Source organism: Pseudoalteromonas sp. BSi20429 (assembly GCF_000238895.1).
GTDB classification, from domain to species: domain Bacteria; phylum Pseudomonadota; class Gammaproteobacteria; order Enterobacterales; family Alteromonadaceae; genus Pseudoalteromonas; species Pseudoalteromonas arctica.
This window is the reverse complement of record NZ_BADV01000075.1, coordinates 81,664-106,362: the sequence shown is the minus strand read 5'-3', so window position 1 is coordinate 106,362 and position 24,699 is coordinate 81,664. Positions and strand designations below refer to the sequence as shown.

Here is a 24,699-nt window from a genome sequence, read left to right as displayed (position 1 = left end):
ATGTTTGATGAAACACACCACGCTAAAGCGTTAAAAAATGAACTCAACGTTTCATTTGGCGGCCACAGCGCTAAAGGGTTAAAAGCAGAAAACCAAGATGCGTTTGCTGCTCTTAATACCAAAGCGCAAGAAAAAGAGTCTAAAGGCGTTATAGCCTGCTTAGCCGATGGGTGTTCATCAGCAAAAAATGCGAAACAAGCGTCTCAACTTTCGGTTACTCATTTTATAAATGAGTATTTAAATACCCCCGAAAGTTGGGCGGTTAAAAAGTCAGTGTCGAAGGTGTTAGCAAGTTTAAATCAGTGGCTTTATTCGCAATCAGTTAATTACAATCACCTTGGTCAGCGCCAAGCCGATTGGATGACGACTTTTACAGCACTTATTTTAAAGTCGGCAACGGGTTATATATTTCACTTAGGTGATACGCGTATTACTTGCTTGCGAGAAAATAAAATAGAGGCAATAACACGGGATCACAAAGTAAACGATACGCTAACGCGTGCACTTGGCGCACAACTTCATCAAGAAATAGATGTTTACGAAGTTGACCTAAAAGCAGACGATATTTATATATTAACCTGTGATGGCGTACACGATGTGCTCCCAAACAGCGATATAGCTAAATTAATTAATGAACACGTTAATTTAGATCACACTAATTTAGAAAATGCAGCTAAAGCAATTACCGAACTTGCATTAGCGCGAGGTAGTGACGACAACGTAAGTTGTTTGCTTGTAAAAGTAGAAAATATTGCCGAGCAAAAGTTAGATGAGCTTTATCATTCGCTAACACGACGAAAAATTCCACCTGCGCTTAATGTTGGACAAAAAATTGATGACTACACGGTTATTCGTAAATTGCATGCCAGTAGTCGCTCGCATATTTATTTAGTGCAACAAGCGCCCGATATACCGCCAGTGGTTTTAAAAGCACCTTCGGTTAATTTTGAAGACGATGTGCACTACCTTCAAGGCTTTATAAGAGAAGGTTGGGTAGGGCAACGTATAAACCATTTAAACGTGATGAAAGTACTGAGTACGCAATCGCAAAGTCGTTTTTTGTATCATATTTGTGAGTACATGGACGGGCAAACACTCAGTGATTGGAAGCACGACGTGCCGCACCCAGAAATAACTCAAGTACGCAGTATTATTGAACAAATAGTACATGCACTAAGGGCGTTTCAACGACTCGATATGGTACATCGCGATTTAAAACTCGATAATGTAATGATAGATGCGCACGGAAAAGTAACGCTAATAGATTACGGCACAGTAAGTGTTGCAGCTATGGACGAGTCGGTTAAACAAATTGCGGATGATTGCCCGCAAGGCACAGCCGATTACACCGCACCCGAAACACTGATTACTATGCACGCCGATTTTAAAAGTGATTTGTTTTCACTTGGCGTTATTGCATACGAGTTATTGTGCTCAAAATTACCTTACAAACCACTGCCACTTAACCACGTAGCGCCAAAAGATTACAGCCATTGGCACTACACAAGTATTCGTAAATACAGAGCCGATATTCCGTTTTGGTTAGATCAAGCCCTTATGAAAGCGCTTGCCCCTAAACCAGAGCTCAGATACCAAGCTTTTTCTGAGTTTATAAACGATATCAACAAACCTAATCCTTATTTAGAAAGTACCGCTAATAAAAGTTCAATAATGAAACGCGATCCAGTTATGGTGTGGAAATGTATTTCGCTGTGTTTATTTATTGCTTTGGTATGTGTATTAATAATTAAAACTTAGAGAACCAAAATGCTTAACTATAAGAACAACTTACCTATTATTTTTATACTGGGTTGCTTCACTGCGCCTTCAATAAGCCAAGCTTCGCAAACTGATCTTGATTTTAGACTGCGTTTTGAAAGCGTTGATCAAAACAATGCTCTAAAAGATGCAAGTGGCTTAACACTTAGAACCCGCTTAACGCATCAAACAGATGAGGTTAATGGTTTTTCAGCCCTTATTGAAGTAGAAGACATTCGCAGCCTATTGGGCGTAGATGATTACAACAATACGGTGGGGAAAAATACTAATTATTCTGTTATTGCAGACCCAGAAAACACTGAAATTGACCAAGGTTTTGTTAAATATACCCGCGATGGTTTATCGCTAAAAGTAGGGCGCCAAGTAATAGCCCTTGATGGGCAGCGTTTTGTTGGGCACGTAGGTTGGCGCCAAGATAGACAAACCTTTGATGCAGCAACCATTAATTACGCATTTAATAACATAGATTTACAATACAGTTATTTAAATAAGCGTAACCGCATATTTGCTGACGATAAAGACATTAAATCGTCCGATCATCTTATTAATGCAAGCTTTAAAACAGACTACGGTAAAGTGGTTTTATACAGTTACTTATTAAGTGACGATGCACTACAAGACGACAGTTTAGACACTTATGGCGTCTCTTTTAACGGTAATAAAACCCTAAACGACATAAAATTTTATTACAAAGCGGAGTATGCAACGCAGTCTGCGTCAACAAGCGTGAGTGATTTTGATGCCGATTACTATGCACTTGAAGGCGCTGTTGATTTAAATGGTTTGGGTATAAAAACAGTAACATTAAAAGTCGGCATAGAGTCACTAGGCTCTGACAATGGCGATTACGGGTTTGCAACACCACTTGCCACGTTACATAAATTTAATGGTTGGGCAGATACGTTTTTAAATACACCCACTCAAGGCTTGGACGACACTTACATAAGCTTAAATGGTAAAGCGTTTGACGGAAAATGGCTGGTGGCTTATCACAGTTTTGATGCTAATGAGCAATCAAATGGGGTTGACGATTTAGGTACTGAACTAAACGTACAATACGTTAAACCTATTAATAAACAATACGCAGTGGGTGTTAAATATGCTGATTACTCAGCGGGCGATACCGCTGCTAATAAAGTCGATACTCAAAAATTGTGGGTATGGATGAGCGCTAAATTTTAATCCTCTTTATCTTCTAATATCCTCTTGTAATTTATAGCGACACAAGATGGTGCAATTGCACCATCTTGTGGGGCTTTATGCTTTTTACTTCTGCACCAATGTAGGCAACTTACTGATTTTAAATGCTTATATATTTGGCTTACATATTGCTATAACAATCCTATAACAAATCATTCGATTTCAATTTTAGTCAATTACTAAAGTAGATATCATTTTAAGGTGAGTAAATGCTAAGTAAGCAGCGTGTTGTAGTAGTAGGAAACGGAATGGTGGGGCACCATTTTGTGCAGCAGCTGGTTTCTCAAAATCAAGCTGATGAGCAATTTGAAATTACGGTATTAAGCGGTGAAGACCGTTTAGCGTATGACCGCGTGCAATTATCGTCTTTTTTTAAAGGTAAAACCGCAGACGACCTCGCACTTACATGCAATAAAACCTATGACGATTGGCAAGTACGCTTTCATACTCATTCTAAAGTGGTTGACATAAATCGTGATGCGCAAACTGTAACGACCGCTAAAGGGGAGTCGTTTGAATACGACAAGCTTGTGCTTGCTACAGGTTCATTTCCATTTGTACCTCCTATACCGGGTAAAGATCGTGAGCATTGCCTTGTTTATCGGACCATTAACGATTTACACGCAATAAAAAACTCAGCCCACGGTAGTAAAGTAGGCGTGGTAATTGGTGGCGGTTTACTGGGTCTTGAGGCTGCAAACGCATTAAAGCAATTGGGTTTACAGACTCACGTAATAGAATTTGCACCGCAACTTATGGGCGTACAAGTTGATGCGGGGGGCGGTCGGTTACTAAAAAACAAAATTACAGATTTAGGCGTTACTGTGCATACATCGGTAGCAACTGAGGAAATAGTAGAAGGTGAAAGTTGCCGTTACAAAATGTGTTTTAAAGGTGGTAAAACCCTTGAAACCGACATGATTGTATTTTCGGCGGGTATTCGCCCTTATGATAATTTAGCCCGCGAGTTTAATTTAGAGTTAGGTGAGCGCGGCGGTATTGTAATTAATAACCACTGCCAAACGAGCGACAAAAACATATACGCTATTGGCGAATGTGCACTGTGGAATAATTTTATTTTTGGCTTAGTGGCACCCGGTTACGCTATGGCTAAAATAGCAGTTGGGCATATTTTACAACAGACCCAGCAAGGTACTTTGCAAAGTACTGGCTTAGACAATAAAGCCGATGAATTTAGCGGTGCCGATATGAGCACAAAGCTTAAATTAATGGGTGTTGAAGTAGGCTCTATTGGCGATGCACATGCACGCAGTGAAGGTGCAATAAGCTATTATTTTGAAGATCAACCCAATGGCATTTATAAAAAAGTAGTCACTAATTCACAAAGTAATAAGCTGATTGGCGCAGTACTTGTTGGCGATACCAGCGATTACGATAATTTACTACAATATCATTTAAACGACATTGAACTTACCACTGCGCCCGAAGCGCTCATTATGCCCCTTGCTGGCGAAATAGCAGAGCTAAGCGCCGACGACTTGCCTGATGACGCTATTATTTGCGCTTGTCATAAAGTAACTAAACACACCATTGAACAAACAGTCGCTAACGGCTGCATAGATTTGGCAAGTGTGCAGCAAAGCACCAAAGCCAGTACAGGCTGTGGAGGTTGTGAAAAACTCGTTCAAAACGTAATAAGCAGCGCACTCGCTAAAGCAAGTAACACTGTTAACGTAGTTACGCTTAATGAGCCTGTAAAACAGCCCGCATAAATTAAAGCACATTAAAAGAGAGCAGTATGGCAACCGCAAATACGTCACCAACTATAAATAAAACGAGTTTAAAACAAACAACATGTGCTTACTGTGGTGTAGGGTGTGGGGTTGATATTTCACTTTTTAATAATGTGCCAACCAAGCTTGAAGGCATGCGTGAGCACCCCGCAAACTTTGGTCGTTTATGTGTAAAAGGCACGCATTTGCTCGACACCACAGGCAGTGATAATCGCTTAACGTCGCCTCTTATTAATAATCAAGCTGTTACGTGGGATGAAGCCACCGACCATGTTGCCAAGAAATTTAACGACATAATACAAAAGCACGGACCTGATGCGGTGGCTTTTTATGTATCGGGGCAGTTACTTACTGAAGATTACTACATCGCGAATAAATTAATGAAAGGCTACATAGGCTCAGGCAATATTGATACAAATTCGCGCCTGTGTATGTCGTCTGCTGTGGCAGGTTATAAACGCGCTTTTGGTGAAGACGTAGTGCCGTGTACCTACGAGGATTTAGAGCAAACTGAGTTACTTATTTTAATTGGCTCTAATGCAGCGTGGACTCATCCGGTTTTGTATCAGCGAATGGAGCGTGCAAAGCAGCTTAACCCCAATATGAAACTAGTGGTTATTGATCCGCGTAAAACCGACACAGCTGAGCTTGCCGACACATTTTTAAATATAAAACCAGGCAGTGACGCCGCACTTTATAACGGCTTACTTAATTATTTAAATGAGTATAACCACCTCGACACGCAATTTATTGCTCAGCACACAAACGGCTTTGAAAGCGCATTGCAAGAGGCACAAAAGTGGAGCTGTGAGGCCGTTAGCGACTTTTGCGATATAGCAATTGAGCAAGTAACTGAGTTTTATGCGCTATTTGCTAAAAGCCCAAGTGCGATTAGCTTTTATTCAATGGGTATAAATCAGTCAAGCTCGGGTGTAGATAAATGCAACGCTATTATTAATGCGCATTTAGCCTCAGGTAAATTACTTAAGCCAGGCAGTGGTCCGTTTTCGATTACTGGGCAACCCAATGCGATGGGCGGGCGCGAAGTAGGTGGTTTGGCTAATCAGTTAGCGGCACATTTAGATATTGAAAACGAAGCGCATCAATCACTTGTACAACGTTTTTGGCTCTCGCCAACGATCGCTAAAAAAGCAGGCAGCAATGCCATCGATATGTTTGATGAAATAGCCGCAGGCAAAATAAAAGCAGTGTGGATAATGGCAACAAACCCAATGGTGAGCTTGCCCAATAACGCCGCTATTAAAAAGGCATTAGAGACCTGCGAGCTGGTGGTTGTATCCGACTGTATTGCAAAAAGTGATACGTTAAAATTTTCCGATGTTGCTTTTCCATCAACCGGATGGGGTGAAAAAAACGGCACAGTAACTAACTCAGAGCGCAGAATATCAAGGCAGCGCCCGTTAGTAGCGCCTTATTCGGGAGCTAAAAACGATTGGCAAATTATGTGCAGTGTTGCTAAAAAAATGGGCTTTGAAGGGTTTGACTTTACAGACCCAAGTGGCATTTTTGAAGAATGGGCACAATTAACCGACTTTGAAAATAACGGCAGCCGATTATTAAATCTCTCTGGTTTAGTTGGGCTCACACAAAATCAGTATGATAATTTAAAACCCATTATGTGGCCTGTTGTTAAAAATCAGCCTTATAAAAATGGTCAGGTTTTTACAAATAACCAATTTAGCACCGCTGATAAAAAAGCGCGCTTTATACCTATAACGCCGCAATTACCGGTGCAAAAAACATCAAGCGATTATCCGTTTGTAATGAACTCAGGGCGTATACGCGACCAATGGCATACCATGAGTCGCACCGGTAAAAGCACTGCGCTTTCATCGCATATTACACGCCCGTACATTGAAATTAATCCGCTTGATGCCAATAAATTAGCAATTAAACAAAACGATTTAATAAGTGCAATTGCCCAAACAGGGCAGGTTACCGCGCATGCAAAAGTAACCGATGCCGTGCGAAAAGGTGAATGCTTTATGCCTATTCATTGGAACAAGCAATTTGCATCATCCGCTACAGTAAGTGGGCTGTATCAATCGGTAGTTGATCCGATATCTGGTCAGGCTGAGTGCAAACACGGCGCTGTTAATATAGTTAAAGCACCCTTTGTGCAATATATGCAGCTGTTTGCTAAAAATGAACTTGTTATAGACAGCGATTTTTGGCTCAAAGTTAATGCAAGTAATTGCTTTAATTACCAATTGGCGCTTAATGAACCACAAAGTGATTTACTGTATTACTGCCAAACCTTAATCGGTTTACAAGGGCAGTGGTCGGCTATGAATACGGCAAAAGCCATGCATGTGCAGTGTATCCAAAACGATCAATTAGCGTTTGTTGGTGTTATTTCTAACGAGCAAAAAGAAATATCACTTGAGTGGATAAACCATTTATTTGCAGAGCCATTACTGACTTTTACACAGTTACAGTCTTTGCTTTATGCAACTCCCGATGAAGAATTTACCCAAGGTGCACAAGTTTGTAGCTGCTTTAAAGTAAGAGAGCAGCCAATTATAAACGCCATTAAAAACGGTGCAAACACAGTCGAGCAATTGGGGTCTGAACTTAAATGTGGAACGAATTGCGGTTCGTGTAAAACACAATTAAGCCAATTAATAAAACAACATTACAAAGCAGGTTCTAGCAGCATTGATGTTGCGGTTGTAATGTAAAGAAAAAAGGAAGCATATGCTTAATGATCAATTTGGTCGGCAGTTTAACTATTTGCGTCTCTCAATAACCGATGTATGTAATTTTAGTTGTAGTTATTGTTTACCAAACGGGTATCAGTGCGATACGCCGCGTAATTTTTTAAATAAAAATGAAATTAGCACGTTGGTAAATGCGTTTGCAGAACTAGGTACTAAAAAAGTGCGTATTACAGGTGGCGAACCATGCTTACGAAACGACGTAACCGATATTATAAAACTCTGTAAAAACACGCGCGGCATAGAAAAAGTAGCCATTACTACCAACGGATTTAATTTATTAAAGAAGATTGATGAATTTGCTGAAGCAGGGCTTGATGCGCTTAATGTCAGTATTGATAGTTTAAATCCGAGTATGTTTAAACTCATAACAGGGCACGACAAACTTAACCTTATTTTAAAAGGGATTGAGCGCGCGGTAGAGCTGGGCATAAAAGACATAAAAATAAATGCAGTGCTTGCCAAGCAGTTTAATAAAAACCAATTAAAGGATTTTTTAGCGTGGGTAAAACACCACAAAGTTACAGTGCGCTTTATAGAATTAATGGAAACCGGTGACGGCGCAACCTTTTTTGAAGAAAACCACTTAAGTGGGCAAACGGTTAAAGCCCAATTACTCGACCAAGGCTGGTTACAAGTCGTTAGAGGGAAATTAAATGGACCCGCTGAGGAATTTTGTCATCCTGATTACGATGGTCGTATTGGTTTAATAATGCCGTACAGTAAAGACTTTTGTAAAAGTTGTAATCGCTTAAGGGTGTCGGCGCTGGGTAAATTACACTTATGCTTGTTTGCCGAACAAGGTATAGATTTACGCGAACTGCTAAACGAGGACGATACTGCAGCGACCGTAAAGGCAATTCAAGCTGCTATGGGCAATAAAGAAATAAGCCATGAGCTAGATAAGCGTCTAACAGGTGCGACAACTCACTTAGCCATGTTAGGCGGCTAATATGGGAGCTGATGTGAATACTCATATAAAAGCTAATATAAAAGTTAAGCGAGATTTTACAGGCGTTGTACTTGCTGGTGGTAAGTCATCAAGAATGGGCACAGACAAAGCCGATTTAGTTTTAAAAAATAAAACGCTATTGCACAATGCGTGTGATTTATTAAAAGAGGCAGGCGCTAAAAATATACTAATAAGCCGCAACGTTACAAATCCAGTCAAGTCATCGAGCCATTATTCGCCGAGCGATTATCCCTCAGAAAAGTACGTTAAAGATATATACCCAAATAGTGGACCCCTTGGCGGAATTTACTCAACATTAATAGCCACCGAGCACGATTTACTTATTACTGCGGTAGATATGCCACTACTCACAAGTAGTTTGTTAAGCACAATAGTGCTGGCTTCTCAGTCAAATAACGTACAAAGTGTGAGCAATCAATTAAATCAGTCACAAATACATGCTTGGCACTTTGAAAATGAACCGCTACCGCTGTATATTCGTAATACAAGCAGTGTAAAAAATCATTTAAAACACATACTCACAAACGCAAACAGTCATAAATCAATAAAACAGTTTACCCAAAGCATTGGTGTGCAAACGCTTTTATGTAATAAAGCGCATGCATTAATAAACACCAATACACCGGCGCAATTTAAAGCTGTAAATGAGCATTTTGACCTAAGCATTAACCAATTGAGAAGAACATTATGAGCCACACAAGCGATACACAAATACCTTTAAACATTGCCGTACTTACAGTAAGCGACACGCGCGATGCGATTACCGATACTTCTGGTCATTACTTAATTAAAGCGCTAACTGAGGCGGGTCATCACTTAGCGGATAAAGAAATTGTAAAAGATGATGTTTACCAAATGCGCGCTATTGCATCGCAGTGGATAGCCGACGACACCATTCACGCTATTTTAGTGACTGGTGGTACAGGATTTACCGAACGTGATTCAACACCTGAGGCATTTGCGCCGCTGTTTGATAAAAGCGTAGACGGCTTTGGTGAGCTATTTAGACATATATCGTACGGTGAAATTGGTAACTCAACTATTCAATCTCGTGCACTTGCAGGACTTGCTAACAACACCGTTATTTTTTGTATGCCAGGCTCTACAGGCGCATGTAAAACAGCGTGGACAGGCATTATAAAAGATCAACTTAACTCAATGCATAAACCGTGTAACTTTGTACCGCACATTACCATTGGTAAAAAGTGTGAATCGCGTGAGCAATAGTATGCTAAGCCACGTAGACGAAAACGGCCAAGCTAATATGGTTGATGTATCGCTCAAAGACGTAACCCTGCGCGATGCCTCAGCTGAAGCCTTTATTAGCATGAGCAAGCTTGCCTTTGAACAAGTAATGCTTAATCAAAACAAAAAGGGCGATGTGTTAGGCGTGGCACGTATTGCGGGTATTCAAGGCGCTAAAAAGTGCGCTGATTTAATCCCGCTTTGTCATCCGCTTGCACTTACTAAAGTAGCTGTTGATTTTGAACTTGATGAAGCAAACAGCCAAATTAAAATAACCAGCTACTGCAAACTTGCCGGTAAAACTGGCGTAGAAATGGAAGCGTTAACAGCGGTATCTGTGGCTAGCCTTACTTTGTTTGATATGTGTAAAGCAGCCGACCCACTAATGGAAATTAGCGGCATGCGCGTTACTCAAAAAGCTGGGGGCAAAAATGGCAGTTGGCAGCGAGATTAATCCAAACGATGCAATATCTAGCGCCCAAAAAGTAGAGTTGTTGTTTTTTGGGCAACTAAAAGAGCGGTTAAAGTGCAGTAAATTAAGCCTTGAGATTACGCAGCCGCTTACTATTTCAGAGCTTAAATTAAGATTAGTTAGCCAATACCCGCATTGGCAACCGTGGCTGGAGGAGCGTGAGCTACTTGCAGCGCTTAATCAAACTATGTCATCAAGCGACGAAATAGTGAAAGCAGGGGATGAGCTTGCCTTTTTTCCGCCGGTTACAGGTGGCTAATGAGCATACATATTCAAGTACAAACCGATGATTTTAATGTAGGTGACGAGCACAATACGCTTTGTAGTAATAATAAAAGCGATGGCGCCGTTGTCACCTTTACAGGTTTGGTAAGAGAGTTCAGCAGTGGCGATAACGTTACTGCACTTGAGCTTGAACACTACCCTGGTATGACCGAGCAACTCCTTCAATCTATTGCAGAGCAAGCACAAACTCGCTGGCAACTAGCGAGAATATGCATTATTCACCGCGTTGGTTACTTAGCACTTGGCGAGCAAATTGTATTTGTAGGCGTAACTTGCCGCCATCGCCAAGCCGCGTTCGAAGGCGCACAATTTATAATGGATTATTTAAAAAACCACGCCACGTTTTGGAAGAAAGAGCACTTTAAAGACTCATCAAATTGGGTTGAGTTTAAACAAAGCGACAAACAAGCGCTGGGTAAATGGGAAAAGTGATGCAGATATTTCATTACTTGTGCTCTACAGAGGTTATATAGCTCTCAGTTTGCGTGTGAAGTCTGCGTTTTTCGTGTTATAAATCAGCAATATTAGATTGTTAGCTCGACCCAAGTTTGGAAGACATATGCGCACATCAAAAATGTTATATTTTACAATATTATTACTTGTTCTACTTTCAGCTTTTCTTGCTGTATGGGTATATGATTTAAAAGAAGGTAAAGATTTACTAAGCTTTACCATATCAACAGTAAGCTTTTGTATAGCCGTATTAGCTTTATTTATTACTGTTAGAACATATACATCAATTGATAGTGTAAATAATATTAGCAAAATGGAAGGTAACATTTTAGATAATGAAAATTACGTAACCTCACTTCCAGAGTTAATTAATCAGTTTAAGTCCCAAGATGAAAATACATTAGAGAAAGAAATTTTTGACTCTATTGAGCATAAATTAAAAAAAGAGTCAGAAACCGCCGTTCTTTTTGCCGATACCCTGCAATATATAATCGACCTAATTGTTTTATTTCCAGCTGTTTTTAATGCATCAGAAACTAACAAAGTACTTTATAAAAAGCGTATGGATACAATTTTGTCAGAAGTTGATAGGCGCTGTGAAATATTGCACTCGGTGAGTAAAGGTAATTCAATTCAAATAACTGAAACAATAAAGCTATTTAAAGCTGTTGTTTCTTACCAAAGTTTTGTAGCTGATGATAATTTTAATATTCATGCAGACTTACTTCATGTGAGAGGTCCAATTCTTCGTAATCCAGTGACAAAAACCATTTACCATAATTACCTAGGTTTGTATTACAACAAAAAAGGCATGCATTTATTACGAGAGTCGCTAAATATGAACTCTGTAGATATTTTGTCGATTGATGGTTTAGAGCTGGCTCAAAAAAATATTAATACCATAGAGCCATCAATACTTGAAGAAGTAAGTATGTATCTTAAATCTGCCGCTGAGCAGTTCGATAAAGCACTTAAAGTATCTAGCGAAGATGTTATGTGGCCTGGTTTTATTAATTACAATAAAGCACGTACGGTATATTTTTTATCTTTACTATCAAATACAAAGCTGAATTGGTTAGATATTCTCGACGAAGCAATAGAGTCTCGCAGCAGGTTAAATCGACTAATTGACGAAATTTTAATGATCGACAGATCAAAACCAGCCAATATTGTTAGCACACATTTAAGAGAATTTTTTCTATATCAAGAAGAGTTAGCACGTACAGTAAAATTGAATATTTTACTGTCGAATAATCTAACCAGACAAAATAATGCACCTATTATATACAAAGGGATTAATATCTCTGATATATCAAACGAAAAACTAACTGACTTATTTGTTTCAATACAAAAGTTTTCTACAGTTAGTATTTACCAAGAAAAAATCATAAGTCGACTTAAGAATAACCTCGCTGTGACAAGCTAACAAAGCTTCAGCGAGAAAGTAGGGGATATACTATTTTTACGGCTTTTTTCTCATCATAAAAAAGCCACCTACCTATGCATGAAAAGTCATAGCAAGAATAAATGGCTCTTTATTAAAATGTTTTTTGGACTGAGCTTATTTTATTACACTTTTCCAATGCTCAAATCAGGCATTAAATTTAGCCTGTTATGAATGGCATGATGGATGAAAGATAACTTAGTTCGCACCGCTTGAGTTAGTACAAATGGGTAGGCATCGGCAAGTCCCATGCTGCGATTTAGTGAATTTAGAATAATCGAAAATTCCATCCAAGTATCTAAAATAGCATCAATCGATGTTTGTGAATTAAAGTAATAAGCACTTTGTGGCAATCGAAGCTCGTCTGCTTCATCTAATTCAAACTCATTACCTGTTGTTGAGCCTGTAATTGAAAAGTTTTTGGCTGTTTCTAGCGTATCGATAATATGCATGTAATGCGCCCATGTTTCTGCCCAGTCTTCATAAGGGTGCATAGTAGCGTATTCACTAATAAAGGTTTCATGCCAGTTAGCTGGCGCACCTTGCTTGTAGTGAGTATCGAGCGCTTGCTGGTAATCTAATTCGTCATCACCAAAATATTGCTTACATAAAGTATGTTTTTTTGGTGAATTTGCAATTAGTTGATCAAAATAATAATGACCAAGTTCATGGCGAAAATGACCAAGTAAAGTACGATAACGCTCGCCCATTGCTATTTTAGCTTGTGAGCGTGCTACGTCGTCTGCCTCGGCTAGGTTTATAGTGATATGCCCGCAATCGTGCCCTGTAAATACAACGTCCTGACCTATAATAGGGCTTACAAAGTGATCGCTTACGTTACGGTCTGCTATAAAATCGAAGCTTAATCCGCTTTCAGGTTCTTGAATCGTTGTATTTAAAGGGAGTGATAATGATTTTAATGTATACAAAGCGCGACGTTTTGCTGTCTCCATTTTTTTCCATAATGGAATATGTTCAATAATACTTAAATCGGGCACAGTTTCATTAAAGCGGCACGAAAAACACAGCACTTCGTCTTTATCGGCAACAGGTATAAATGTGTCTAAATTAACCATACCATTGCATACGTGATACTGAGCGTTGTTATCACATTTTTTATAAAAAACTTCAGGCGCTTCTGCTTTGTAAAATAACCCCGATTGCTCATCAATTTCATAGGGTTCAACTTGGTCGAACTCATCATCAATACCCACGGTTCTACCGCAAGCCAAACAATGGCTGCTTTCAAAAAATAAAATAAGTTGATCTGTGCAATTACATTTAAATGTTTTCATATGTTACCGAATAAAAAAGAGACCGTATAAACCACTTTTACTTAGCGCTATGCTATTGGAGGATAGTGGTTAAATCCTTTTTAAAAGTTCAGACTTTTTAATATTAAATTCATCATCACTCAACGCATTTGAGTCGCGAAGTTGTGCTAACTTTTCAATAATTTGAAGTGTTTCGTCTACCGAGTATTGCCCCACAGTATTATTAGCCGGTGCTTCAACTTGGTTTGGTGTTAACGATGCAAAATTCGGCTGCGTTACTTGCTGCGTAAAATCTTTTTGAGGTTCTGGAGGCGTTGGCGTTTGCCCTGAAATTAATGGCAGGGTATTTACATTAATTGTCCCCCACTGACTGTTAAATGTAAGAGAGGTATTATTGCCTTGCTGTTGGCTTACACCACCAATATTATGATCTAACGTGTCGTATACGCTCACTTGTCCATTTAATTCAACGGCTAAGCGATTAGGGAATATAGCGTAGCGAATATTATTTTGCGCACCACTGCTAAATGGGCTGCCTAGATTACCTGGCCACCATTGATTGCTGCCAGGCGTTCCTGCAGGAATAACCGGAAATATTTGGTTATTGCTCAATATATTAGCAAGTTCGTTGCACAAGTTATCAACGGTTGATTTTAAACCGTTGTTAAACATGTCGCCAACCATTGTCATTCCGCCACGCATCCATTGACCAGAACCACCAAGTTCTGGGCAATTAAACTGTGCCATTGAGCAACCGCCGTTATTAACGCTAACTAACATGTGAATTACTGCATCGTGACTGAGGTTATAACGAGATGCTATACCATTAACTAAGTTTTCACCGACATCTGTTAGCTTTTGCATAAGAAAATATCCTATTAGGTAGATTGGGTTGATTTAAAAAATCTGAAAATACGCCAGGGCTGCATTACCTTTAGCATTGATGATAATGAAAAATTAACAGGTTAGTGAGGTGTGCTGGTTTTTCAAATTGGACGTGTTCTGTTTTGTTTGAAATTAAAACACACCACTGCAAAACTAATCTTTAAAGTAAGCATCTATGTATTAAAAGTTGCTTGTTTTATGTCATCGAGATTGTTAGTTTTACTGTAACGTAAGCGGTTAAAAATCGATCTAGTATAGCACCGTTACTTACTTTAACAGCAGCTTTATTGTGAACTATTTCTTACTATTTAATGATTATTTTTAATGATTTTTAAACTCTAAATAAATACTTTTAATTATAACCGTTTAGCGTTATAAATAACGGAGTAAGTCTTTTAAAAAATTAACTTTATTTGTTTTATTTCAATATTTTAAATTAATTAGCTTTAATTGTAAGTTATTTCAAAGCACTATTTTGGTGCATTTTCTGCACCATTAAAAAATCTAAAATTGATGGTTTAAATTACACTAAGTTTACTATTTATTGAATTGGTGTGTTTTTCCTATTAATTAGGTCAAAACCTCTATGCATAACGTTGCTTTGTGCAAGAGCCGCGAGTGGATGAACAGTACTACTTAAGCAAGTCTTTTGGTATAAAAATTGCACAAGTGAATTTAGTCCAAATAATATTTTCAGCGTTATATTGTGGCCATACATTATTAAAGGGGAATTAATAGATGACAATTACAGTTGGGATTTCGCACCATACTCAGTATAAATACGATCGGTCAGTTAATATGGGGCCGCATATATTCCGATTACGTCCAGCGCCACATAGCCGTACAAAAATTAAAAGTTATTCTTTAAAAATAGTTCCAGAAGATCACTATATAAATTGGCAACAAGACCCTTTTGGTAATTACCAAGCGAGGGTGGTGTTTAACAAGCCAACTACCGAATTTAGTTTTACAGTTGATTTGGTCGCCGAACTAACGGTTATTAATCCTTTTGATTTCTTTTTAGAAGATTACGCCGAAAACTTCCCGTTTGTTTACGATGCTATTTCAAAGTCAGAACTCACTCCTTATTTAAAAAAACGTAAAGCCAGTCCAAAATTTAAAGAATTAATTGAATCTTTAAATCCTAAAGAGCCGCTTAGAAGCGTTGATTTTTTAGTGGCTGTTAATCAAGCTATTTATGAATTAGTAGGTTATGGCATTCGTTTAGAACCCGGTGTGCAAACGGCAAACGAAACAATAAGTAAAAAAACAGGTTCGTGTCGTGATTCTGCTTGGTTGTTAGTACAATTGTTTCGTCATTTAGGGTTGGCATCTCGATTTGTATCGGGTTACCTAGTACAGCTAACCTCAGATCAAAAATCACTAGATGGCCCAAGCGGTCCAGAAGAAGACTTTACCGATTTGCATGCATGGACCGAGGTGTATATTCCGGGTGCAGGTTGGATAGGGCTTGATCCTACCTCGGGTTTATTTGCTGGTGAAGGTCATATTCCATTGGCGTGTACGCCAGAGCCAAGCTCGGCAGCACCGGTAACAGGCGGTATAGACGACTGTAAATCTGAGTTTAGCTTTTATAATAAAGTAACGCGTGTACACGAAGACCCACGTGTTACTAAGCCGTATTCTGAGGCGCAGTGGGCTGCAATTAATCGCTTAGGTCAGCACGTTGATAATGTTTACAATGAAGAAAACATACATTTAACCATGGGCGGCGAACCTACGTTTATTTCTATTGACGATATGGAACATCCTCAGTGGAACACTGATGCCGATGGTAAAGAAAAAAGAATATTAGCTCAAAATTTATTTGTAGAAATGAATAAAGTATACACAAAAGGTGGCTTTACTCATTACGGACAAGGTAAATGGTATCCGGGTGAGCCATTACCACGTTGGCAATATGCGTGCTATTGGCGCAAAGACGGCGAGCCTTTATGGCAAGATGCTGCACTATTAGCCGATCCTAATAAAGATTATAAATTTGATCATACCGATACTAAAAAGTTTGCTGATAAACTGTGTGACTCACTTGGTCTTGAAACCAAGGCACTTACTACGGCTTATGAAGATATTTTATATCACATGTGGCAAGAAGCCTCATTACCTACCGAAATAAAACCAGATCAACCAGAACTTCTCCATGCAATGAGCCGAAAAGGCTTTTTAGCCAAAATGGATAAAGGGATAGAAAAGCCTGTTGGCTATGTTTTACCTTTAAAATGGAACGATAGTAAAAACTGTTGGCAGTCGTGTACGTGGGAGTTTAAACGGGGTCATTGTTTTTTATTGCCGGGTGAATCACCACTTGGTTATCGCCTACCTTTAGACAGCCTTGAGTGGAGCGGCAATATTATTGACCGCGACCCGTTTGATATTCCAGAAAATTTTACCAAAGCTAAAAAGCTTAAAAAGGGCTTTATTGGTAAAGAAATGGTTAAAACTGCGCTTGTAATGGAAGTGAGAGAGGGGCGTTTATATATATTTATGCCACCAACAAGTCATTTTGAACATTACATGGGTTTAATAAGTAGTATAGAGAGTGTGGCTAAAGAACTTAAAATGCCGCTTGTTATTGAAGGCTATAGCCCACCTAAAGATAGCCGCGTAGAAAAATACGCTGTAACGCCAGATCCAGGTGTTATTGAAGTAAATATTCATCCTTCAACATCGTGGGATCAATTAGTCAGTCGAACTACAACGCTATATGGTTTAGCAAAAGAATGCCGATTAGGTACCGATAAGTTTATGGCAGATGGTCGCCATACTGGTACTGGTGGTGGTAACCACGTAACGCTTGGTGGCGAAACACCTGAGCAAAGCCCATTTTTACGCAGACCTGATATTTTAAGAAGTTTTATTACCTATTGGCAGCATCATCCTGGTTTGTCGTATTTATTTTCGGGGCTTTTTATTGGTCCTACAAGCCAAGCGCCGCGAGTGGATGAAGCCCGTGATGAAGTTTTATACGAGCTAGAAATTGCCTTTTCGCATATGCCCGAAGGTGAGGTGCCTGAACCTTGGTTAGTTGATAGGTTACTGCGTAATTTATTAGTGGATTTAACGGGTAATACACACAGAGCAGAATTCTGTATAGATAAGCTCTATTCACCCGACTCAGCCACAGGTCGTTTAGGGATTGTAGAATTTAGAGGCTTTGAAATGCCTCCACATTCACAAATGAGCTTAGTGCAAATGCTACTGTTGCGTACTTTACTTGCTTGGTTTTGGAAAAAACCTTACCACAAGCCATTAATACGTTGGGGTACAGAGTTACACGACAAGTTTTTATTACCACAATATGTAGAAAACGATTTAGCTGAAGTAAGCCGCGATTTACAACAAGCAGGTTTTCAATTTCAGTTAAGTTGGTTAAATCCATTTTTTGAATTTAGGTTTCCGGTATGTGGAACGCGAGAACTTGATAACGTTACACTTGAGCTTAGAACCGCAATCGAGCCTTGGCATGTACTAGGCGAAGAGGCAAGTGCGTCGGGTACGGCGCGCTATGTAGATTCGTCATTAGAAAGAGTACAAATAAAAGTACAAGGAACAATGAGCGATCGCTATGTTGTAACGTGTAATGGTCGAAGAGTGCCGCTTAAACCGGTTAAAGGTAAAGCAAAAGATGAAATGGTCGCGGGTATACGATACCGAGCTTGGCAACCACCTACAGCGCTTCACCCAACTATTGGCGTACATGCTCCATTAGTTTTTGATTTAATCGATACGTGGGAAGGTCGTTCAGTTGGAGGCTTTGTATATCATGTGAGCCATGCTGGGGGTCGTAATCCTGAAACGCTACCGGTTAATGCATTTGAAGCTGAAGGGCGCAGGGTTGCAAGATTTTGGGAGCATGGGCATACACCATCGTTACTTGCATCAGCAGAACCAAGCTGGAGCCCATCGGCGGTTACGCATAGTTTTCAATCGGCGCAAAGCGCAAGTGAATACGTGGTACCTGATGAAGAAAGTAGTAATCCTGATTATCCAAATACCTTGGATTTACGCAGGCAGCCTAACTTTAAATAATAATTGATAGTTGTGTCATTCCACTTTGAAATTATTTAAAGTGGAATGACTAAATATTTTTAAAGCATCATTATGAACACGGCTATTTACTATAAATTGGAGCGCTTTCAGCTTGTATATTAACAATAACGCGATGCCGGAATTGCCTGAGTGGTTGTCTTTATACCTTGATAAATCACATGGACATGATGAACTAGCAAACCACAGTGGTTTAAACCCAGACCATTGGGATACTTTATTTAAGCGTTTAGCTAGTCTAACAGCAGATGATGTTAGTAGCCGCGCTACAGAAATTAGCCAATTGCTACAAAATGGCAATATTAAAAATGAAAGCAATAAGCAGTGGCACTTCGACCCATTGCCATTTATGTTATCTAAAGCTGATTGGGCATTGCTCGAAGAGGGAATAAAACAAAGAACCCTTTTATTAAATAAAATTCAGCAAGATATTTACGGTGACCAAACATTATTAGTCGATGGTCATATTCCTGCAAAGCAGCTTTTTCAAGACCCTAATTACTTACGCGAAGGTTTTAGCTTACCTAGTAACGAATTAACACTTTTTTTTACTGCATTAGATGTTTACCGCACGCCAACAGGCGAATTTAAAGTATTAAGCGATCATTGTCAGTGCCCGTTAGGCTTAGGGCTATTAATTAAAAGCCGTATTATTGCAAGGCGTGTAATGGCTGAAGAATTTGCCGAATGTAATGTTCAGCAAATTAAAGAATTTTTAAACCTATTCCAAGAGGGTATTAACGAATATACCCACTACATGGATGACCCACGAATTGTAATTCTAACCCAAGGAATTGATGACCCTAACTACAACGAGCATGCATTCCTATCTACCTACTTTGGCTACACATTAGTACAAAGCGCCGACTTAACCGTACGTGGTGGTGACGTTTGTTTAAAATCGTTACAAGGCTTGGGTAAAATTAATGTCATTTTACGCTGGGTTTCTGATCGTTGTATTGACTCTTTAGAGCAAACTGAATATTCACTTCATGGTATTCCGGGCTTATTACAATCGGTACGACAAGGGTCGGTTAAGGTTTTAAACCCGTTTGGTAGCGGTGTGCTCTCGTCACCTTCAATAAAATGCAACTTAGAAAAGTTATCGCAGCAAATTTTAAAACAACCGCTGTTGTTAGGTGAGCCAAATTACTTAAGTGTAAAAGAAGCACAAGCCGTTGATTGGAATAACCTCGAACTACTATCTGCTATAGACCCTACACTCAAGTTAGATGGAGTGCTAGACGAGCAAGAAATAAAGCTACTTATTAGTAAAGAACCCGATAATTACTTTTTCCAAGAAAAACCTTCTTTCAGCAGTGCACCATTTTGGCATGACGGACAATTAATCTCCAAGCCAGTGGTGTTTAGGTGTTATGCATTAACCACAGAAAATGGCGTAGAAGTACTTCCTTCAGCACTGTGTTTTTCGAACGAAAAAAGTAACAACCCGAGAATATCTGGTTGGATCAAAGATACATGGATAAATACAGCCGATAGAGTTGATTTAGGCGAGCATAATCCACCGGTGCCAATTAGAAAAAGAATGGATGTAACGCTACTTGAAGGGGTTATTTCGAGCCGTACGGCTGAGCACCTTTTTTGGTTGGGTCGATACTTAGAACGCTGCGAAAACACCATACGTATATTGCGTATTTTTATAGACAAGTACACCGAATTTTCTGTTTACCCAGATTCAATACGAAAAAGTATAGTTGCACGGCTTTCTAATGCCATTAGGTCGCAATATATTGTTTATCCCTATATAGAACCTGATTTAAAACTAGATGGAATTGATGTAAATCTGTCTAAAGAAACTGCCTTTCAACTCCTTGCAGACGAGCAATGCGCTGGCAGTATTATTAATACATTAAAGTACATTGCAAATGCGTCGGTGCAAATTCAAGAATTACTATCTCATGATAGCCGCCGAATAATTGATGATATTAATGAGCAAATTAAAGTATTTAAAAATGTAAATATTAATATTCCAACGCGTGCAATGCAAAGCAGCCTAGATAGAGTTATAGGCTCAATTATGGCTTTTAATGGCTCGATTGCAGATTGTATGCCAAATAGTAACGGCTGGTTTTTACTCGAAATGGGCAGAAGAGTAGAGCGTAGCTTACAAATAACATCATTAAGTGCGGCTTTATTAACCAAAGAGTTAGACGAGCCCGAAGAGCTTGGCTTACTTGAAGCCGTGCTAAGTTGCCAAGTTAGTTTAGTTACGCATAAGCGCCGATACAGAATGTATCAAACCATTGGTACAGGGCTTGAGCTATTACTTTTAGATGCTGAATACCCACGTTCTTTATTATTTCAGTTAGAGGAAATTAATAAGTTGTGTAAGCATTTACCTACAAAACGCAGACAAGGCGTAATTGCGGCACACGAAAAAGCAATTTTACTTTCTAAAACAAGTTGTTATGTAACTGAGAAAGATTACCTACAAAAAAGTGAAAATGGACAACGTAACCAGTTAATCGAATTTAACCATAATACGCGTATGAACTTAGATACATTTTGTGATGTATTATTACTACAGTATTTTTCTCATACCCAAACGGCAAATAAATTGAACTGGACTAATATTGAGCAAGCTCAATCGTGAAATATAAAATAAAGCACTCGACTACATACAACTATTCAGACTTTGTTAGTTTGTGTCAAAACCAAGCGCGATTAACGCCAAAAACGAATCGCGGGCAAATATGCCACAGTAGCCGTGTAGAAATTGAACCTACACCGACTTACTTACAAACATTTACTGATTATTTTAATAATCAGGTAACAGCGTTTGAAATAGCAATACAGCATAAAAAACTTAAAGTAACGATGATCAGCGAGGTAGAACTGTTAGTCGGCGCTAATAGTAATTTAGAGAGCGTTGATATTGCTTGGCGAAAAGTACGTGATTTATTGGTTGAACCAAATACAGCGGAATTATTAAAAACGTCTGAATTTGTACTACCTTCACAGCTTATTCCAATAGATAAAGGAATTAAGGAATACGCATTAATTTCGTTTGATGCACACAAAAATATAATTTCTGCATGCAAAGATTTAATGGCACGGATTTTTCATGAATTTCATTATGATCCTGGTTTTACAACAATTAGCACGCCTTTGAGCACTGTTTTTGCACAAAAAAGGGGCGTTTGCCAAGACTTTGCACACTTTGCGCTTGCATGCTTACGCAGCGTAGGGTTAGCAGGTCGATACGTAAGTGGGTACATAGAAACCATGCCGCCAGAAGGCGAAGAAAAGCTAGAAGGTGCAGATGCAACTCATGCATGGTTTGCGGTATTTGTGCCAAACTTTGGTTGGGTTGATTTTGATCCAACAAATAATGTTTTACCACGCGATCAGCATATTACTCTAGCCGTAGGGCGAGACTTTTCTGACGTAACTCCTTTAAAAGGAGTGGTATTTGGTGGCGGTAGTCAATTGCTTGATGTAGCGGTTGATATGATTCGAATGGAATAGCAGTTTAACTACGTCATATATGATGATGGATAAGGTGAAAGAGTGTATGAAAATTGATTGGAAAGCGTACCAAACAAAAGGTTTCTTTGATGAATTAATTGATGCACAAGGAAACGTTAGATCGCATGGAACACAATTAGCACAATTTTTTGCTAATTTATCAGCAGAAGAATTAGTAAAAGCCAGAGCGGTTGCTGATTTAGCTATTAAAGAAATGGGTATTACTTTCACGGTTTACAACGAAGGTAATATGATAGATAGAGCCTGGCCGTTTGATATTATTCCTCGAACTATTGGTAAAAAAGAATGGCAAAGCGTAGAGGTTGGTTTAAAGCAACGTGTTGAAGCGCTTAACCTTTTTATAGATGATTTATACCACGACCAAAAAATAATAAAAGATGGTGTTTTTCCAAAAGGGTTACTAGAAAAATCAGTTAACTTTCGCCAGCAATGCGTGGGAATAAACCCGCCAAATAAAATATGGGCGCATATTTGTGGCTCAGATTTAGTACGCGATGGTAGCGGTACAATGTATGTGCTTGAGGATAACCTGCGTGTTCCTTCGGGTGTATCTTATATGCTTGAAAATCGATCTGTAATGAAGCGTGTATTCCCTGAATTATTTGAGCAAGTATCGATTTTACCTGTTGATGATTACCCTTCACAACTGTTTGATATGCTAGCGGCAATGTCGCCTCGTCCACAAGATAAACCAGAAGTTGTGGTACTTACTCCTGGGGTATTTAACTCCGCTTATTTTGAACATTGTTACCTTGCCCAAGAAATGGGTTGCGAACTGGTAGAAGGGCGCGATTTAGTTGTTGAAAAAGATGACTGTGTATACATGAGAACAATCACAGGGCTACAACGAGTTGATGTTATTTATCGTCGTATAGATGATTTGTTTTTAGACCCAGAAGCCTTTTTACCAGAATCCCAACTTGGCGTTCCTGGATTAATGCGTGCTTGGTCTAAAGGTAATGTTGCTTTGGTTAATGCACCAGGCGCAGGTGTTGCTGATGACAAAGTAGTTTACGCCTATGTACCTGAGATGATTAAGTACTACTTAGGCGAGGAAGCTAAACTTGCTAATGTCCCAACGTTCAAATGTTTAGACCCGAAAGAATGCGACCATGTGATTAAAAATATCGATAAGCTTGTTGTTAAACCAGCAAATGAATCTGGCGGATATGGATTATTAATTGGTCCTAAATCGACTAAAAAAGAACAAGAAGCGTGTATTGCTCAAATTAAAGCGGACCCACGAAACTGGGTAGCTCAACCAACATTAGATTTATCAACAGTACCAACATTTGATGGTAATAAACCAGATGGTCGACATACCGATTTAAGACCGTTTATTTTATCATCAGGTAAAGATACGCAAGTTACCACTGGTGGATTAACGCGTGTTGCTATGGTTAAAGGCTCTTTGGTGGTTAATTCATCACAAGGTGGTGGCAGTAAAGATACTTGGATTGTTGACGAAGAGGCTAAATAATATGTTATCAAGAGTAGGCGAAACTTTATATTGGGTATCTAGATACATTGAGCGTGCGGAAAATGTAGCTCGTTTAATCAACGTTAACAATTTACTGATGATGGACTTACCCAAAGGCGTATGTACCGGCTGGGAGCCATTAATTGATATTATTGGTGTGCGTAAAGCGTATTCAGAAAACCATACTGATTTTACTGAACAAAAAGCATTAAGGTATTTACTTGTTGGTAGTGATAACAGCTCGTCAATTTTAAACTCTATTACCTCGGCACGAGAAAGCGCACGTACAATCCGCGATGTAATACCTCGAGATGTATGGGAAGAAATTAACTCTCTTTATTATTATGTAAAAGATAATCAAAAAGAAGGGATAACAAAGCGCGGACGTTTTGATTATTTAAAAAAGATTATAGATTCAGCCCATCAAATATTTGGGGCGTTAGATGCCACAATTAATCATGATCAGGGCTATGTTTTTATCCGCTTTGGTTCGATTATAGAGCGCGCAGATATGACATCGCGAATTTTAGATATTCGCTCTGCTACGTTAATTACTAATGAAGAAGAAGTGAAGCCGTTTGATAATATTCAGTGGATCAGTTTATTGCGTTCGTTAAGTGCTTATCAAATGTATCGCCAAGAAATGGGCGTTAGAGTACAGCGTGCAGATGTAATAGAATTTGTGATGCACAGCAAAGTATTCCCACGATCTATTTTATTTTGTATGAATGAATTAAAAGCATTGGTTTTACCTTTACCAAACTCAACAGAAATTATTAAATCAATTGATGATGCAATTGTTGAGTTAGAAAATAAAGACGTACGAGTACTTAAAAATGGTCTGTTGCATGACTTTATCGATGAAATACAAATAGACTTAGCTGGAATACATAACGGACTGGCCGAAACGTATTTTTTAAAACAAGCAGAATAATAAAAACTGTATATTGTGAAATGACTGCTTAGGGCGTGTTGAACTTTGGTGGTTGAATTTACAGCAGACTGTTTGGTTTTTAGGCAAGGCAGAGCCTATGTAGTGTGGTTATTCCCCATTAATGGGCGATAACGCAGCATAAATACCAAACATGCGCTGCCCTCTGGGTTCTTTCTAGGGACGATTAACTCTTTGTTGCTCGGTT

The 24,699-nt window shown here is 39.0% G+C and carries 18 protein-coding genes; 16 read left to right on the top strand and 2 right to left on the bottom strand.

From position 1 onward, the window contains the following. The 11 genes from P20429_RS05135 (at position 1) to P20429_RS05185 (ending at position 12,325) form a co-directional block, all read left to right on the top strand. Positions 1 to 1,758 carry a bifunctional protein-serine/threonine kinase/phosphatase gene (locus P20429_RS05135; protein WP_007585258.1) on the top strand — a complete coding sequence of 586 codons (1,758 nt, stop codon included), beginning with the start codon at positions 1 to 3 and terminating at the stop codon, positions 1,756 to 1,758. A 9-nt stretch (positions 1,759 to 1,767) separates the two neighbouring features. Next, positions 1,768 to 2,961, top strand: a complete 1,194-nt coding sequence (locus P20429_RS05140) for an alginate export family protein (protein WP_007585256.1) — start codon at positions 1,768 to 1,770, stop codon at positions 2,959 to 2,961. Positions 2,962 to 3,188: 227 nt separating this feature from the next. Then, entirely contained in the window at positions 3,189 to 4,712 is a 1,524-nt protein-coding gene (locus P20429_RS05145) for an FAD-dependent oxidoreductase (RefSeq protein WP_007585254.1), read from the top strand. A 26-nt stretch (positions 4,713 to 4,738) separates the two neighbouring features. Then, the gene (locus tag P20429_RS05150; RefSeq protein ID WP_007585248.1) at positions 4,739 to 7,435 is read left to right on the top strand and encodes a nitrate reductase; all 2,697 of its coding nucleotides are present in this window, start codon (positions 4,739 to 4,741) and stop codon (positions 7,433 to 7,435) included. 16 nt (positions 7,436 to 7,451) lie between these two features. Next, a complete protein-coding gene (gene moaA, locus P20429_RS05155) occupies positions 7,452 to 8,423 on the top strand; it encodes a GTP 3',8-cyclase MoaA (protein ID WP_007585246.1) in 972 nt (323 codons plus the stop codon). 1 nt (position 8,424) lies between these two features. After that, complete coding sequence (locus P20429_RS05160; RefSeq protein WP_007585244.1) at positions 8,425 to 9,135, top strand: molybdenum cofactor guanylyltransferase; 711 nt, start codon at positions 8,425 to 8,427, stop codon at positions 9,133 to 9,135. Then, complete coding sequence (gene moaB / locus P20429_RS05165) at positions 9,132 to 9,671, top strand: molybdenum cofactor biosynthesis protein B (RefSeq protein WP_007585240.1); 540 nt, start codon at positions 9,132 to 9,134, stop codon at positions 9,669 to 9,671. The genes P20429_RS05160 and moaB overlap by 4 nt, the downstream gene beginning before the upstream one ends. A 1-nt stretch (position 9,672) precedes the next feature. Further along, positions 9,673 to 10,143 (top strand): cyclic pyranopterin monophosphate synthase MoaC, encoded by a 471-nt coding sequence (moaC, locus tag P20429_RS05170; protein WP_007585237.1) that lies wholly within the window; start codon positions 9,673 to 9,675, stop codon positions 10,141 to 10,143. Continuing rightward, positions 10,121 to 10,420, top strand: coding sequence for a MoaD/ThiS family protein (locus P20429_RS05175; RefSeq protein ID WP_007585236.1), 300 nt, complete (start codon positions 10,121 to 10,123; stop codon positions 10,418 to 10,420). The genes moaC and P20429_RS05175 overlap by 23 nt, the downstream gene beginning before the upstream one ends. Then, on the top strand, positions 10,420 to 10,878 hold the full coding sequence (gene moaE / locus P20429_RS05180) for a molybdopterin synthase catalytic subunit MoaE (protein ID WP_007585235.1): 459 nt from the start codon (positions 10,420 to 10,422) through the stop codon (positions 10,876 to 10,878). The genes P20429_RS05175 and moaE overlap by 1 nt, the downstream gene beginning before the upstream one ends. Positions 10,879 to 11,005: 127 nt before the next feature. Further along, positions 11,006 to 12,325, top strand: coding sequence for a hypothetical protein (locus tag P20429_RS05185; RefSeq protein WP_007585234.1), 1,320 nt, complete (start codon positions 11,006 to 11,008; stop codon positions 12,323 to 12,325). Positions 12,326 to 12,468: 143 nt separating this feature from the next. Here the strand turns inward: P20429_RS05185 and P20429_RS05190 are convergent, their stop codons facing one another. Together P20429_RS05190 and P20429_RS05195 are read right to left on the bottom strand one after the other, a co-directional pair. Further along, a complete protein-coding gene (locus P20429_RS05190; RefSeq protein WP_007585229.1) occupies positions 12,469 to 13,638 on the bottom strand; it encodes a putative zinc-binding metallopeptidase in 1,170 nt (389 codons plus the stop codon). Between the two features lie 69 nt (positions 13,639 to 13,707). Then, positions 13,708 to 14,481 carry an SHOCT domain-containing protein gene (locus tag P20429_RS05195; protein WP_007585227.1) on the bottom strand — a complete coding sequence of 258 codons (774 nt, stop codon included), beginning with the start codon at positions 14,479 to 14,481 and terminating at the stop codon, positions 13,708 to 13,710. 759 nt (positions 14,482 to 15,240) lie between these two features. Between P20429_RS05195 and P20429_RS05200 the strand changes: the two genes are divergently transcribed. From P20429_RS05200 to P20429_RS05220, 5 genes are all read left to right on the top strand, one after another. Then, the gene (locus P20429_RS05200) at positions 15,241 to 18,552 is read left to right on the top strand and encodes a DUF2126 domain-containing protein (RefSeq protein ID WP_024611322.1); all 3,312 of its coding nucleotides are present in this window, start codon (positions 15,241 to 15,243) and stop codon (positions 18,550 to 18,552) included. A gap of 112 nt (positions 18,553 to 18,664) precedes the next feature. Next, positions 18,665 to 21,184 carry a circularly permuted type 2 ATP-grasp protein gene (locus P20429_RS05205; protein ID WP_007585225.1) on the top strand — a complete coding sequence of 840 codons (2,520 nt, stop codon included), beginning with the start codon at positions 18,665 to 18,667 and terminating at the stop codon, positions 21,182 to 21,184. Next, complete coding sequence (locus tag P20429_RS05210; RefSeq protein WP_007585224.1) at positions 21,181 to 22,059, top strand: transglutaminase family protein; 879 nt, start codon at positions 21,181 to 21,183, stop codon at positions 22,057 to 22,059. Before P20429_RS05205 ends, P20429_RS05210 begins: the two co-directional genes overlap by 4 nt. 46 nt (positions 22,060 to 22,105) lie before the next feature. Continuing rightward, complete coding sequence (locus P20429_RS05215; RefSeq protein WP_007585223.1) at positions 22,106 to 23,560, top strand: circularly permuted type 2 ATP-grasp protein; 1,455 nt, start codon at positions 22,106 to 22,108, stop codon at positions 23,558 to 23,560. A gap of 1 nt (position 23,561) precedes the next feature. Then, on the top strand, positions 23,562 to 24,494 hold the full coding sequence (locus tag P20429_RS05220; protein WP_007585221.1) for an alpha-E domain-containing protein: 933 nt from the start codon (positions 23,562 to 23,564) through the stop codon (positions 24,492 to 24,494). The last annotated feature ends 205 nt before the right edge of the window (positions 24,495 to 24,699 follow it).

Coding starts and splice junctions, on each gene's coding strand:
- P20429_RS05215 (WP_007585223.1), top strand. CDS start 22,106: ATGAAAATTGATTGGAAAGCGTACCAAACAAAAGGTTTCTTTGATGAA.
- P20429_RS05175 (WP_007585236.1), top strand. CDS start 10,121: ATGGCAGTTGGCAGCGAGATTAATCCAAACGATGCAATATCTAGCGCC.
- moaE (WP_007585235.1), top strand. CDS start 10,420: ATGAGCATACATATTCAAGTACAAACCGATGATTTTAATGTAGGTGAC.
- P20429_RS05160 (WP_007585244.1), top strand. CDS start 8,425: ATGGGAGCTGATGTGAATACTCATATAAAAGCTAATATAAAAGTTAAG.
- P20429_RS05150 (WP_007585248.1), top strand. CDS start 4,739: ATGGCAACCGCAAATACGTCACCAACTATAAATAAAACGAGTTTAAAA.
- moaA (WP_007585246.1), top strand. CDS start 7,452: ATGCTTAATGATCAATTTGGTCGGCAGTTTAACTATTTGCGTCTCTCA.
- moaC (WP_007585237.1), top strand. CDS start 9,673: ATGCTAAGCCACGTAGACGAAAACGGCCAAGCTAATATGGTTGATGTA.
- P20429_RS05145 (WP_007585254.1), top strand. CDS start 3,189: ATGCTAAGTAAGCAGCGTGTTGTAGTAGTAGGAAACGGAATGGTGGGG.
- P20429_RS05190 (WP_007585229.1), bottom strand. CDS start 13,638: ATGAAAACATTTAAATGTAATTGCACAGATCAACTTATTTTATTTTTT.
- P20429_RS05140 (WP_007585256.1), top strand. CDS start 1,768: ATGCTTAACTATAAGAACAACTTACCTATTATTTTTATACTGGGTTGC.
- P20429_RS05220 (WP_007585221.1), top strand. CDS start 23,562: ATGTTATCAAGAGTAGGCGAAACTTTATATTGGGTATCTAGATACATT.
- P20429_RS05200 (WP_024611322.1), top strand. CDS start 15,241: ATGACAATTACAGTTGGGATTTCGCACCATACTCAGTATAAATACGAT.
- P20429_RS05135 (WP_007585258.1), top strand. CDS start 1: ATGTTTGATGAAACACACCACGCTAAAGCGTTAAAAAATGAACTCAAC.
- P20429_RS05195 (WP_007585227.1), bottom strand. CDS start 14,481: ATGCAAAAGCTAACAGATGTCGGTGAAAACTTAGTTAATGGTATAGCA.
- moaB (WP_007585240.1), top strand. CDS start 9,132: ATGAGCCACACAAGCGATACACAAATACCTTTAAACATTGCCGTACTT.
- P20429_RS05185 (WP_007585234.1), top strand. CDS start 11,006: ATGCGCACATCAAAAATGTTATATTTTACAATATTATTACTTGTTCTA.